Source organism: Cryobacterium inferilacus, from assembly GCF_019599185.1.
Classification (GTDB): domain Bacteria; phylum Actinomycetota; class Actinomycetes; order Actinomycetales; family Microbacteriaceae; genus Cryobacterium; species Cryobacterium inferilacus.
This window is the reverse complement of the sequence record NZ_JAIEUL010000036.1, coordinates 1-13414: the sequence shown is the minus strand read 5'-3', so window position 1 is coordinate 13414 and position 13414 is coordinate 1. Positions and strand designations below refer to the sequence as shown.

Here is a 13414-nt window from a genome sequence, read left to right as displayed (position 1 = left end):
CGAGCTCGCGGGCGACGGTCGCGACCGCTCTGCCGGTGGTCAACACCAGCTTCACGGCCTCGTCTTTGTACTCAGGGCTGAAGTCCCGACGTGATCTTGCCATAGTGAACATTCTCTCTTGTGAGGTGTCCACTCGCTGGGGTCAGGGCCAGTTGCGGTGGCGGCGCATGTCGATTTGGCCGAGGTTGATGACCCGGGCGTTGTTGGCGAGGCGGTTCACGATCGAGTCCGCCGCGACCCGGTCAGGCAGCTCGGCAACCCAGTGGGCTGGCCCGGTCTGCGAGGCGATCATCGTCGGCAGCCGGTGTTCACGGTTCGCGAGGATCGCGAACAGGTCGCTGGCGGCGTCGCTGTCGATGCCGACGGTGAGGAAGTCATCGACGATGAGCAGGTCGATGTTGGAGAGCTCGTTCAACAGCTTCTGGTGGGCGATGCCGTCGCCGCGGGCGATGACAAGCCGCCGGGCGAGATCGTCCATCCGGAAGTAGAGGACCGAGTGTTCGCTCTGGCAGGCGCCGATGGCCAGCGCGCAGGCAAGGTAGGTTTTCCCGCCGCCGGTGGGCGAGATGATGAGCAGGTTCGTCGCATCGGAACGCCAGTCGTGGGCGGCATAGCGTCGCATGCGTGTCAATGGCCATTATGAACTGGGCGGTTTCTAGCCATCGTCGCATCACCCAAGGTTCAGGAGAACCGATGCCAGGCAGTCCAAGAAAGCGACAAAAGGTCGCCGGTGCTTTGCCGATGGTCGAGGCACGTAACCAATACGCTCAGCTGATGAGGCAAGGAATCAGCAACGCCGAGGCGTGCCGAAAACTAAACATCAACCGGCGCACGGGCATGCGGTGGCGACACGGACGCACGGTTACGGACACACACGGTCGCGCGACGACGTACGCTCCAATCTCGCTGAAAGCGCCACCGGAGATATCGCCTCGATACCTCTCAGAGAGTGAGCGCATTCAGATCGCTGACGCGATTCAAGCGGGCAAGAGCCTGCGGCAGATCGCAACCGCGTTGGGGAGAAGTCCGTCCACGATCAGCCGCGAGGTGATCCGAAATCGGTCGCCACGCCTGAAACGATATGCTCCCCGTGCAGCGCAGGTCTTGGCGGACGCCGCACGCAAACGCCCTCGTCTCGGCAAAATCGCCGGCAACCCAGAACTGCGGGACGCCATCGTGAAGCACCTTCTCCAACAGTGGAGCCCTCGACAGATCAGTCACCAGCTGAGCGTCGATTTTCCGGGGCGGCCCGAGATGCAGGTTGTGCACGAAAGCATCTACCAGGCCCTTTACGCGCCGAAAGCGACTGGGCTATCCCGGGAAATGACCAGCCATCTCCGGACCGGACGCCGAGGACGCCTGACCCACCGACACACCACAAAACGCCGTTCGAGGTTCTCTGGCCCGCTGCTGAGCGAACGCCCAGCCGAGGTCGAGACCCGACTTGTTCCCGGGCACTGGGAAGGTGACCTGATCTGCGGAACATTCAACCGTTCTGCTATCGCAACCCTCGTAGAACGCACCAGCGGCATGCTGCTGCTCGTACACTTGAACGGCAAGCGGGACGCCCCCACCGTCCGTGAACGCGTCGGCCAAGCCATGGCAGCGCTGCCTCCACACTTGCGCAAATCCCTGACGTGGGACCAGGGCTCAGAAATGTCGGAGTACCTGCAGTTCAAGAAAGAAACCACGATCCCGGTCTACTTCTGCGACCCGCATTCGCCATGGCAACGTGGCTCAAACGAGAACACCAACGGGCTCATCCGCCAGTACTTCCCCAAGGGCACCAACCTCAACCAACACAGTCGAGAGCGCCTGGCTGAAGTCGCCGCAAAGATCAATGGCCGCCCTCGCGAATCACGCAACTGGGAACCCGCTCAAGCGCACTTCGATAGGCTCGAGAAACAGCCCCAAATTTAATCAAGTGATGCGACGTTGGGTAGAAAACACCCAGTTTGTCATGGCCGCTAACACATGCGAACCGGGGTGATGCCGCGCCCGTCGCGGTAGTCGACCTCAGCGACGGTCGCGCCCGGGATCGGGAACGCGGCCTGACGGATGAGCTTGTCGACCTTGTTGAGACGCCTCGACTCGAGGGCGTCATCGACGGCAGTGAGGAACAGCTGCTCAGGGGTGAGGGTGTCGTTGCCCTCGTCCTGGATGAGTTCCTCCAGCCGGGTCGCAACGTGAGTGACGCGGAGGGCTCGGAACTTGTCGTAATCGATGCTGGTAAACATCAGTTGCCCTCCTCGTCGCGTGCATAGTGAGAGGCGTCGCGAACATAAACGTCTGGCATCGTGTCGCGGAAAACGACGCTGCTGACGCGTTTGCGAGTCGAGGCCGCCGGGACCACCGGCCGGGGCTTTTTCGCGTCGCTGTCGATCGCGGCCATCAACCGTTTCAGTGTCGAGTAGGTCGGTTGGGCGCTGCGGTTCACGAGCTCCTGGCAGGCCGCCTCCAACCGTTCCCGGTTGCTCTTGCCGAGCCCGTCGAGGATGTTCTGGCAGGCCAGGTAGCCTTGCGCCTCGATTGCCTGGCCGTCGAGGATCTGCTCGATCACGGTCACGGTTGCCGGCCCAACGCTGCGGGCCCGGTCGGTGAACCACTGCCGGGACCAGAGCCCGTCGATGTTGCGGTGCTGCGGCGGGACGTGCTCGGGCAGGGTCGAGTACTGGCCCTTCCGGCCGGTCAACCGCGGGTGTTCGCAGAGCATCTCGTGCCCATCGAAGACCGTCACCCGGGACGAGGTCAGCCTCACCCGCAGCAGCTTGCCCGCCAGAGTGAACGGCACCGAATACCGTTGCGTGTCGGCGGTGACGTGGTAGTTCCGGCCGGCCTTCAGCTCCTTCCAGGAGACGTCCTCGAACGCAGCGTCCGGCAACGGCTCGAGGAAGTTCCGTTCCTCGGTGTCGAACCTCTCCCACCGGGTCGTATCGTCGGCTCGGCGGATGTCGTGGTTGATCTCTCGCACCCGCTCGTCGATCGCGTCGTTCAGCTCGGTGAGGGTCGTGAAGACGTCGTCGTCGAGGTAACCGATGACGCGTTTGTTCACGACGTTCACCGCGTTCTCGGCCGCGGCCTTGTCGCGCGGGCGCTTCACGCGGGCCGGGACGATCGCGCACTGATAATGGTCGGCGAGGTGCTGATACCGGGCATTCACGACCCGCTCCGCGTCGCCCTTGTGGGTTTGGTGGGTCGAGGTCGTCGGGTTGTCCGGGACAACGATCTGCGGAACGCCGCCATAAAACGCGAACGCTTGAACGTGAGCGTTGAGCCAGGCCGGGGACTTCATATCCGCATAGGCACGGCAGAACATCATCCCCGAGAACGGCAGAACCGCCACGAACAGCACCGCCCTGGTGACCTCGCCGGTGACTGCGTCGATCAGATCGATGGTGTCGCCGGCCCAGTCCACCAGCATCGCCCGGCCAGGCTCGTGCCGCAGCACCGCCACCAGATCGTGGGTGCGGAGGTAGTCGGTGAACAGGGCGCAGAACTGCGAATAGCCATACTTCTTGCCCGCGTCTTTGGTATCGACGTAACGGCGCCAGGCCAACAGCAACGTGAAGTGCCGGTTCTGCTTCATCGACGCCACCACCCGCGCCAGGTCGGGCTGGACGTACTCCTCCGAAACCCTCCGGCGCCCGTCCGGGAACCACTTCGCGAGGTCAGCGTCGGTGATCGCGACGATCGAGGTCAGAGCCCGGTCCTGGACCTCCTGCCGAACCCGAGCCACGTCGCGATGCGAGCACCCCGCGATCTCGACGACCTCGCGGTAACTCCGCCCCTCCAGCAACAACCCCAATATTTTCCGATAGTCCGCCATGACCCGCCCTTAACAATGAAACGACAACGCCGAATGCGTCGTCCTTTCACAGCAGAGCAGCGCACCGCCCGACGGCGCTACCGTGTTCCCGGAAACGTGCTACCAACTCGCCGGACTACCGCTACCACCAAGCGCTACTCGCCACCCCGTGTTGGGGTGCGGCCGACAGCGACCCCGTCGAGGCCGCCGGCGCGAGTGGGCGGCTAGCGATCCGAAGGGTGGCGGCAGCAGTCTGCACTGAACGTTCCACCGTCACGGCAGACCCGTTTCCGCGACAGGGTCTGAAACCCGCAGTCGGAAGTAGACGTCGTTCCGCAAGGCCAGGAGGACTGTCAGCGGACATGAGAAACGGCCCATACGCGGCCACGGCAGAGCCCGTATACGGCCACTAGCCAATGGCCGCCCGTGGGCAGGTGTCTCCCCTTCAGATGAAGAAGTCCTTCTCACAAAATGCGCCATGAGCCGCACCTTGTCGGCGCCTCCTTCCCCCAGTACGCGCAAGGGGATCGTCGTCAGCACCATTTGGCGGGCGCCCAGGAATATCCCTGCAATCACAGGCCAGAACAGGTGCCAACAGGCTGCTGAGCTGCCACTGGCGAACCAGGCGCGGCGGCCTGCACAAACTCTTCGGCCTCCTTTCTGAGGTCGTAACCATGGCGCCATCTATGCACCAAAATTGCGAGATTCGGCTGGCCGCCAGTGGGCCGTCGTTGTGGCCATGCGGCCGAGAAGCGGCGATTCCCTATTGGCCGCCGTGGGCAGTTTCCAATGTCCGCCGACAGAGGACTTCAGACCGCGGTACCGACAGACCGGCCGGCAGCACCCGTTGTAGCTGAGGTCTGGTCCGTCACCAGGAAACTACTCCCTGAACCAAAAGTAGCGACCAGGACCGCCGGATCTCCGGCCATGGACGATTCCACAGCGCTGCGACCGAGTACCTCGCGGTGGGAGGTCCCCCGCAGGCCGGTTAGCAGTGCCCAAGCAAGGTTCTGCCCGGCACCCTATGAGATCGCTGTCGGAGGTCCTGCTTGCCCCTCGGCCACAGCCCTTGAATCGCTACTGCATGACTGCGGCACCCAAACGATCAGCGAGCGTGGGGGCCAATGTGTAGGCAAACGAGCGGGATAGGTGGTTGTCATCTGCGTACACAATGGCTCCTCCGATAACAGGCGGGCACTCATCTTCCGTGCAAAGCAGATCATTGAACGAAACCACTGTCGTCTCTGACGCTTCCGCGCCGATCAGCACGGGGTCATCCCGCTCCGGGATGCTCGTATCGCACGGAAGGAAGGACTCAATGCAGGCCGCGCCGGTGGTTCCCTTAGGCATCCCAGGAACATCCTCCAACACAATGGGCTTGATTCCAGCCGCGGCCAGCTCATCGAACCAGGAAGCGATCGTCGCAGTGTCCAACGGACGATGCCACGACCGGCTACTGAAGACCACTGCGTCGGGCTTTTCATCGAGAAGCGTGGCGTTGACGTGCTCCGTCCAATCCAGGCAGCCCTCGGTGCGGATGATGGCCTGTTGATCCCGGATCGAGTCGATCGTGAACTGATCCTCGAGGGTGGAACAGCCGCCGAGCGCGAAGACGCGGAGGGTCCAGTCGTTGGCGGCCGCGGCCATCTTCATGGGCTCAACAAGGTGGCCCGTATGTGAATCTCCAACGAACGCGACGGTCGTCGCGCCTTCGCCGAAAGTGCAGTCGCGGGCCGGATAGCCCGGCGTCGGCTCCGTACGGATGCAGGACTCCGCGCCGGGGTCGTTGCGTCCCCAGGAGTCCTTGTCTCCCACGCTGAAAATCGGGCTGGTCAGCGATGTGTGCGCATAGGGTTCAGCACATTCGTTAGTGATCGCGTAGAGACCGTAGCAACCATCAGTGTCTTCAATCGCTGCCGTGATCGACTCTTTGACTCCCTCTTGAGACTTGGCAAGCGAGTAGCTGCCACCTGCGGTGATGGCCACAATGACCGCTATTCCAGTCGCCATGAAAAGCAAGGAGCGCCGCCGCGATCCGAGCGGTCCCCGTTGAGACCGTAGCGGGCTCTCCACGAAACGCTGGGTCAGCACCGAGAGCAGAATCGTGACCCCGACGATCACGAGTCCCCACTTTGCGTCGATGTTGGTTTTCCCGGTCAGGAACGGGAACGCAACGATAAGAGGCCAATGCCAGAGGTAGATTGCGTATGAGGTATCGCCCAGTACCTGGACAGGGCCGAACCGGGCAAGGTACTGGGGAGACCAATGCGAGTTCCTATCCCCAATGACAAGCAGCAGAACGGTTCCAGCCACGGGCACCGCCGCGGTCCAGCCGGGGAAGGGCGTCTCTCCTGTGTAGAAAAACGCGGCACCCAGGATGAGACCCAAGGCAAACCAACTCGCTACGTTCGCCGCCGCGTCAGGTAGACGGCGCATAAATGCTGCCGGCAGCATCGCCGCGAGTCCACCGGCTGCGAATTCCCATGCCCGCGCATGCGTGACAAAGTAGGCAGAGGCTGGAGACTGAGTCGTTTCCCACACGGAGGCGATGAACGAAACCACGAATACCGCACCGAGGAGGTACGCAGCGGTGCTCCTCGCGTTGTCCTTCCTGGACCGTGCGGCGACCCAGACCGCGACCAGTAGCAGTACCGGCCACAGAATATAGAACTGCTCTTCAATGGACAGCGACCAATAGTGCTGCACCAGTGAAGGCGTGTTCTCAGCGGCCAGGTAGTCCACTGCATTGAACGCCAGGAGCCAGTTCAGACCATAGACAGATGCCGCAGCGATCTCCCCGAGATTCTGTTGACCGACGGAGGAGGGCATCACCGTCGCGACGAGCACGAGTGTGAAAAGCAAGACAAGGAATGCGGCAGGAAGGAGCCGACGCACCCTCTTCGCCCAAAATTGCGTCAGCGACACTGTGCCGCTCAAAGCCACCTCTCGTAGGAGGTGCGCGGTGATCAGATACCCGGAAATCACGAAGAAGACATCGACACCGATGAAACCGCCGCTGAGCCGGTTTGGCCATAAATGGTAGGCGACGACCAGGAGAACAGCAACGGCTCGCAACCCTTGGATGTCAAACCGCAACGAACGCTGGGGCGTGAGGGTGGGTTTGGGCAGCGTTTCTGTCATGTTCAGCTTTCGTCTGGGTGAGCGCCTCCGATAGTAGCGGCTCTCAAGGCGTTCGCCTTACCCGACCTCCGTTGCCCGATGAACGTTGCCGGGTGGCGGCACGCCGAGCGATCAGGCATACCGACACGCATCATCGTCGCCACCCAACTTGAGTACCTAAGTCAGCGTCTTTCGTCCCGCTAGGGTGTCTAACGATCACCAAGTGCTGCAGCAGCGGCCTGTACGGAGCGTTCCACAGTGAGGGCAGATCCGTTTTCCACCACGTGATCTGAGACTCTGCGTCGGAAGGAAGCGTCGTTGGAGAGAGACATCAAGGCCTGCGACCACGGCGCCGACTGCCCGGTGGGCAGAACCAGCCGGCGACTCAGCTCGGGGTCCTTGACGAGAAGACTTGCCGAACCAAAGGTATCGGCCAGGACCACCGGAATGCCGGCCATCGAAGCCTCAACCGCGCTCCGGCCGAAGGCCTCCCGGTGGGAGGTTCCGACGTAGGCCAGGGCGCCGTCCCAGAGGGACGCCGCGTCGGTCCAACCGGCGACTTCGACGTTGTCGGGCGCAGCCGCCCGCAAGTCGTCCTCAAGAGGACCCGAACCGTACATCACACCGCGCAACGGCAACCCGCGCATGGCCTCGAGAAACAATTCGGGATTCTTGTCGGTGTCGTAGCGTGCGGCCCACACGATCTTGTTGCGATCACCGGAACCGTCCCACTGCCGGGCCACTGCTTGCAGCCCGGCGGGAACCAACCGGACCTGTCGGCGGAGGTTGGCCTGGGAACGCAGCAACTCCGTCGTGGCCCATACGTCGCTAGCGCGCCCGAGGGCGTGGCGTTCCAGCATCCGCCATACGGTGCGCCTGGCCAGCGAGGACTCGCCAGCGGCCGGCCACGGCAGACCACGGAGGTAAGCCACCCAGTCGAGGTTGGTTCGGGCGAGAGCCATGTCCGTCTGCGGAAGAAGACTCACCACGACGTCACTGTTCGCCACTACCGGTGATGCTTGCAGCTCGGCCGCGAGGCGGGCGACACCGCCAAGTCCGCTGGGTTCAACGGTGGTCTCTTGAATCCAGGAGGGATCATCCGCCGGCGCTTTCCCGCTGGCACGAGCTGACACTCCGAGAACAAGGGACCAGTCCAGTCCTTGCGCCCGCGCCTCGGCGACGAGTTCGCGAGAGGATTTGTAGACACCGGTCCTAGCTGTCAGTGGCGCAGCTACGAAGCAGACTCTGTTCGACAGACCCGAGGTGTGGTTCATGTTATTGGACCTTCTCTGTTTTGCGACTGGGCCCGAATCGCGGAACCGCCCGGCGTCCCGACGTGGGGCCGTGGGCGTGCCGCCGGCGAGTCGTGACAACACCGGCTTCGTTTCGAATCGCCGATGTGTATGGCACCGCCGCAAGCGCGATCAGCAACCAGAGGAACGGCATTGAGAGGTCGGGCTTGGCGGTCACCTGGGCAATGAACACAGCCAACAGACTCCAGGACACCGCCCGATAGGTGACGCTCTTCCAGGCCGTGAAGGCATAGGTGCTGACAAACCAGAGGTAGGTGAGCGTGCCTACTGCACCGACGCAACTAAGCAGCATAAAGAACAGGCTGGAGGGTCGGTTGCTGCCGAGCCCGGCGCCGAGACCGAAGGTATCGAGGAACAGCTCCCAGGCGATCTCGTTGCTGGCTCCCCGGTTGTCGAAGGATGACGTACCCAGTTTTTCAATCACGAGCGCCACGGTCATCTGATTGATGATGGGCCAGAAAGCGATGACGACGACCAGGCCCGCGAGGAACCCTCCACCCAGGTACAGGAGTTGGCGGCGGCTGGCCTGGCGGATGGCCATGATGACAACGACGAGGAACCCGAGACCAGCGGTCGCCCCCAAGGCGAGCAGCGCTGTCCCCGTGTACGAGACGGCGTACATGTAGACGCCGACAGCGGTGAGAATTGCATAGTAGATGCGCTGACGCAGGGTGGCCCGGACGATGGCGCTCACCAGATAGGCCAGAGACATTGCAAGGAACATGCCCAGAATGGAAGGTTCGGCGAAGGATCCCCGTTCACGTCTGCCCTCGGCAACCCAGGAGTAGAAATTCGACGGGCTGTTGTCGAACCACGCGTACGGCCAGAGGCCGGGGGCGAGATGCTTGAACAGGGCGAGGGCCAGGCCTAAAACGATGGCGGCCTCGATGACTCGAGGAGTGACGTTTTTCTCCACGACCACGTAAATGACGAGGAGCACGCCGAGGATGACGTAGACGCCCTGGGCCAAGTTCGAAACTTGAAAGCTGAGCGTAGCCAGGTCATCGACTTGCGAATCCAGTCCACCCCGCGGGGTGATCACGGGCATGCCCTCGAAGATCAGGGGTCCAACGATGGTGATGAACACGCTGTAGACCAAGAAAGCAAGGAGGGCGATATTCGCCCACGCTCGGAAGAAGCCACGGCCGAGCAGGGTCCAACGTGATCGCAGAGACAGGTAGGCCAGTCGACCGGCCGCAACGATGGCTCCCACCCAGAACGGGGATACCCCGTTGTCGCCGACAATGAACATGGCCGTGTGCGAGAACGGCAGGGCCGCCGAGAGGACCCAGACAAGCCAATGCGGCCGCAGGACTATGCATAGTGCGTATGCGACCGCGAAGATGACGCCAATTTCAGAAATCACAAGCGTTCCCCCACTTGTCGCCGCAATCGTGTGCGGATGAAAAATTCACCGTGCGCGGATGCGATCTCCGCGTCAGTGCCGATGCCTTCTGTTTCGCTCGCACCCACCGCGAGCTTGTGGCGCAGCGCGGAGTCACCGTTCAGCACGCCGAGGGCCTGCGCCAAGGCAGTGGCCGAATCAATTTCGAACAGGAGCCCGTTGGTACCGGAGTCGACCCATTCCGCGGGCCCGCCTGCGTTGACGGCGATAACCGTCTTGCCCGCTGCAAGGTACTGCAGCACGTTTTGGCCCAATGGCTCGGGGCGCGTGGAGGCCTGGATGCAGATATCGAGCCCGTCGATGACCGTTCTTACATCGGTGACGTGCCCCAAGAAGTCGACCTGATCCGTGATGCCGAGCTTTCGGGCTCGCTCCCGCAGCTCATCTAGGATCGCCTCTTTGCCGAATGCCGCACCACCAGCGAACACCAGGCGCGTGTGTGTGCCTCTGAAAACCGTGGAGAAGGCCTCCATGACGAGCACGTGTCCCTTCCAGGAGTCGATACGCGCAACCATGCCCACGGTCTTGACGTCGGCGGAAAACAGCGGGGCCTCGCGGTCGTCGAAACCGATCGGGCTCGCAATGACGGCCCGAGTAGTCCGGATCCTCAGGTGAGGCACAGCGCTAGCCAGCGTGGCTCGGGAGTTGGCAATGACGCCGTCTGCGCGGCGTAGCGCGAGTCGCGTGAACAGCGCATAGCCGATGGACCCGAGACTGTCTTTGGAGGTCATGTCACGCAGGTGCACAACGAATGTCTTGTTCGTCAGCAGACAGGCAACTGCGCCGTAAACGGCGGATCGTGAGGTGTTGGCGTGGACTACATCTGCCTTGACGAATCCCTTGGAGAACTTCAATCGGGTGGATTCCCGGAGGGCATCCGTCGCGAAACGCACCATCCTCAGCACTCCCGCACCTTGGCTGGCACCAGGCTTCTGCTTCTTGCCGTGCGCTATGACCGTGATCGCAGGGATCGACGCAAGACTGTCGAAGACGCCGTTGCCGTCGCGCTGGCCATCTGGAATGCGCACCGACGGGGACCAGTTCGCCGCGTGCGTCACGATTCTCAGCAGGGCCAGTTCGGCTCCGCCCGGCTCGGTGCTGTGATCAAGGTGCAACACGTTGACGGGGCGGTCGGTAGCAACACTCATCGGTCGGCGGTCCCCCGACCAGCTTGTTCGATCGAGCCGACGTCAAACACCGAACGAGACCGATTCAGGCCGGTCGTGGATGCGCCCCATAAGAAAACCAAATGCGTCATTCGTAGTCAGCCTGCCCCATGCCTGTCCCGGCGCGATAGGAGCCGCCGGGGGTAGTGCACCCCTGCGGAGCGCTTGATCAGATTTATACAGGGTACAGGGCCTTCTATGCATGATGCTCGCGTCCCGCGGTGCGCGGGCAAACACACAGCTATGCCGGCTGAGCTTGTCGCCCAGCCGGGACCGCGCACTCCATCCAGCTACTTCAGTTACTTCGCGCCGGGATTCGTATCGCGGGCGGTACCGTCGTCGTCCCGCCCGACGTGCTTGTCTGCGGTGTCACGGGCCTTCTGTATCTTCTCAGCGTGCTTGTCACCCGTGACTTTGTTGGCCAAGCTGGCCCCGCCGTCGAGAATCTTGTCGCTGATCTCCTCACCCTTGTCGCTCTTGAGGAAGTCCTGCGCCTGGCGGGTGATGTCGTTGAGGTTCATGGTCAATCTCCGATCTGAGGGACGTTACCTTCGAGCCTAGATGGCCCTCTGGGCTCCTTCAACCGTGGAATTGACCAGCAGCGGACAACCCCGCTACCGCTCGCAGGCGATGCCGTCTTTGTCGCGGTCGCTCTTTTTGTTCAGGGTGTACACCGCCGTGGAGAAGAACGGCGGGCCCTTGAGCACCCGAGGCGTGCCGTTGGCGAGGTTGACCTTGATGCCGGCCTTGGCCACACCGTGTGGATACGCGGCAACGAGAGCCGTGCAGTTCTTGTAGGCCAGGCCAGCGGCTTTGGCGGTGGAAGACGACTGCCGGGCTGCGGTCTTGTAGTTGGTGCGCTTGGCCGTGACGGTGACGGTGAGTGCAGCGCCCGCGTCAACGGGGCGAACCCGGTAGGTGCTGCCGGTGGCTCCGGCAATGACGGTTCCGGCGCGCTTCCACTGGTAGCTGAGCTTGGTGGGCGTGGGCGTCCAGGTACCGGCCTTGGCGCTGAGCACCTGGCCCACCTGGGGCGTGCCGGTGATGCGTGGAGCGGGGGCCACGCGGAAGCTGGCCACGGACGCCGCTTGCACCTGCGCGGGCGCCTGCAGCGGTGCTGCCAGGGGCTGAGTGACGGGGCCCGCCTACTATTCGCAGGCGATGCCATCCGTGTCGCCGTCTCGGGACTTGTTGAGCAGGTAGAGCGCGGTGGAGACGTAGGGAGCGCCTGTGAACGCCCGTTTGACGCCCTTGACCGTGTCGCGGGTCACACCGGCCTTGACGACACCGTGCGGGTACTGCGCGTTCAGCAGGGCACAGGTGCGGTACACCAGGCCGACTGCCTTGACCGAGCTGGTCGACTGCCTGGTCACAGCGCTGTAGCCGCTCTTCTTGCCGGTGACGGTCACGGTCACGGATGCATCGGCGTCGGTGGGGCGCACAACGTAGGTGCGTGCCGTCGCTCCGATGATGGCTACGCCTGCGCGTTTCCACTGGTAGCTGAGGGCCACCGGAGCTGGGGACCACGTGCCCGCCGTGGCGGTGAGCGTCTGCCCTACCCGCACGGTGCCTGAGATGCGTGGCACGGGGGCCGCGGTGAGCCGCCCCGTGACCTTCGCCGTGGCTGAGGATGTCTTCGTGACGGCAGGGAGCCCCACCTTGAGGACCGTGACGGTGAAGGTCAACGTCGTGCCGACATCGGCGGCCGTGACCGTATAGCTCTTGGCCGTCGCCCGTGGGATCGCGACTCCCCCGCGCTTCCACTGGTAGGCGAGCATGTCCGGTGCCGGCGACCAGGTGCCGGGGGTGGCCGTGAGCGTGCTGCCCACCCGCGGCGTGCCGGCCACCTTCGGGGTGGGCGCGGCGGTGAAGGCGGGGTAATTGGCGAAGTTCTGCACGAAGAATCGGCCGCCGCCGTCGGGGTCGTCGTAGTAGCCGATGCCGATGTCGGTGCCCGCTCGCATGATGTTGGCGTAGTGCCCTGGGGAGTTGATCCAGGCTGCAACCACCGTGCTCGAGGTGTAGTTCCAGGCGATGTTCTCCGAGGCGCTGTTCCAGCCGGTGGGGATCTGAGTGGAGTAGGCCGGGTTGTGGCGGTACCCATCGGTGGCCATTTTCGCGGCCCAGGCCTGGGCGACCTTGTTCATGGCGGCGTTGCTCTTGAGCGCCGGCAGACCCTGCTTGGCACGGGCGGCGTTGGTCTGCTGCAGGATGGTGGCGATGTCGCTGGCCGCCGCGTTGGCCGACACCGTGGGAGCCGCGAGGCTCAGACCCAGAGTGAGGATGACGGCGGTGAACAGCGCCAGCATGCGGCGAGACAGCAAAGACGGTGGACGGACGGTCTGGTGCACTGTTCCCCCTGGACAGGGGCATCCGTGGTGGGCCCTCAATCTGAACAGTAGTGGGTTAACGACAACAGGGCCGGCCCCGAAGGACCGACCCTGTGATCTCGACAAGCTCGATCAACGAGCGCTGGGCTCGATGATCTCGACAAGCTCGATCAACGAGCTGCCGTGAGTACTACTGAATTACTTGAGAACCTTGATAACGGTTCCGGCGCCGACGGTGCGGCCACCTTCACGGATAGCAAAGCCGAGGCCCTCTT

The 13414-nt window shown here is 63.2% G+C and carries 12 protein-coding genes; 1 reads left to right on the top strand and 11 read right to left on the bottom strand.

Annotated features, from left to right (window positions below; all coding sequences use genetic code 11):
• Together K2F54_RS19740 and K2F54_RS18545 are read right to left on the bottom strand one after the other, a co-directional pair.
• Nucleotides 1–103: transposase (locus K2F54_RS19740; RefSeq protein ID WP_374107319.1), on the bottom strand; the 103-nt coding region annotated here is incomplete at its 3' end.
• A gap of 39 nt (nt 104–142) precedes the next feature.
• Nucleotides 143–622: an ATP-binding protein gene (locus tag K2F54_RS18545; protein ID WP_220607338.1), complete on the bottom strand. Its 480-nt coding sequence runs from the start codon at nt 620–622 to the stop codon at nt 143–145.
• 152 nt (nt 623–774) lie between these two features.
• On the opposite strand from K2F54_RS18545, the gene K2F54_RS18540 reads away from it, so the two are divergent.
• Nucleotides 775–1920, top strand: a complete 1146-nt coding sequence (locus tag K2F54_RS18540; RefSeq protein WP_431193899.1) for an IS30 family transposase — start codon at nt 775–777, stop codon at nt 1918–1920.
• 47 nt (nt 1921–1967) lie between these two features.
• On the opposite strand, the gene K2F54_RS18535 is transcribed toward K2F54_RS18540, so the two are convergent.
• From K2F54_RS18535 to K2F54_RS18495, 9 genes are all read right to left on the bottom strand, one after another.
• On the bottom strand, nt 1968–2237 hold the full coding sequence (locus K2F54_RS18535) for a hypothetical protein (protein ID WP_220607336.1): 270 nt from the start codon (nt 2235–2237) through the stop codon (nt 1968–1970).
• Nucleotides 2237–3826 carry an IS21 family transposase gene (gene istA, locus K2F54_RS18530; protein WP_255577308.1) on the bottom strand — a complete coding sequence of 530 codons (1590 nt, stop codon included), beginning with the start codon at nt 3824–3826 and terminating at the stop codon, nt 2237–2239. Before istA ends, K2F54_RS18535 begins: the two co-directional genes overlap by 1 nt.
• A 1056-nt stretch (nt 3827–4882) precedes the next feature.
• Entirely contained in the window at nt 4883–6946 is a 2064-nt protein-coding gene (locus K2F54_RS18525; protein WP_220607335.1) for an acyltransferase family protein, read from the bottom strand.
• Between the two features lie 188 nt (nt 6947–7134).
• On the bottom strand, nt 7135–8199 hold the full coding sequence (locus K2F54_RS18520) for a glycosyltransferase family 4 protein (protein ID WP_220607334.1): 1065 nt from the start codon (nt 8197–8199) through the stop codon (nt 7135–7137).
• A gap of 1 nt (nt 8200) precedes the next feature.
• Nucleotides 8201–9604, bottom strand: coding sequence for an O-antigen ligase family protein (locus tag K2F54_RS19680; protein WP_220607333.1), 1404 nt, complete (start codon nt 9602–9604; stop codon nt 8201–8203).
• Nucleotides 9601–10791: a glycosyltransferase gene (locus K2F54_RS18510; protein WP_220607332.1), complete on the bottom strand. Its 1191-nt coding sequence runs from the start codon at nt 10789–10791 to the stop codon at nt 9601–9603. Before K2F54_RS18510 ends, K2F54_RS19680 begins: the two co-directional genes overlap by 4 nt.
• A 317-nt stretch (nt 10792–11108) precedes the next feature.
• Nucleotides 11109–11330: an Rv0909 family putative TA system antitoxin gene (locus K2F54_RS18505; protein WP_220607331.1), complete on the bottom strand. Its 222-nt coding sequence runs from the start codon at nt 11328–11330 to the stop codon at nt 11109–11111.
• Nucleotides 11331–11423: 93 nt separating this feature from the next.
• Nucleotides 11424–11888: an excalibur calcium-binding domain-containing protein gene (locus K2F54_RS19675; RefSeq protein WP_308287738.1), complete on the bottom strand. Its 465-nt coding sequence runs from the start codon at nt 11886–11888 to the stop codon at nt 11424–11426.
• A gap of 69 nt (nt 11889–11957) precedes the next feature.
• Entirely contained in the window at nt 11958–13118 is a 1161-nt protein-coding gene (locus K2F54_RS18495; RefSeq protein WP_220607330.1) for a CAP domain-containing protein, read from the bottom strand.
• Nucleotides 13119–13414: the final 296 nt, after the last annotated feature.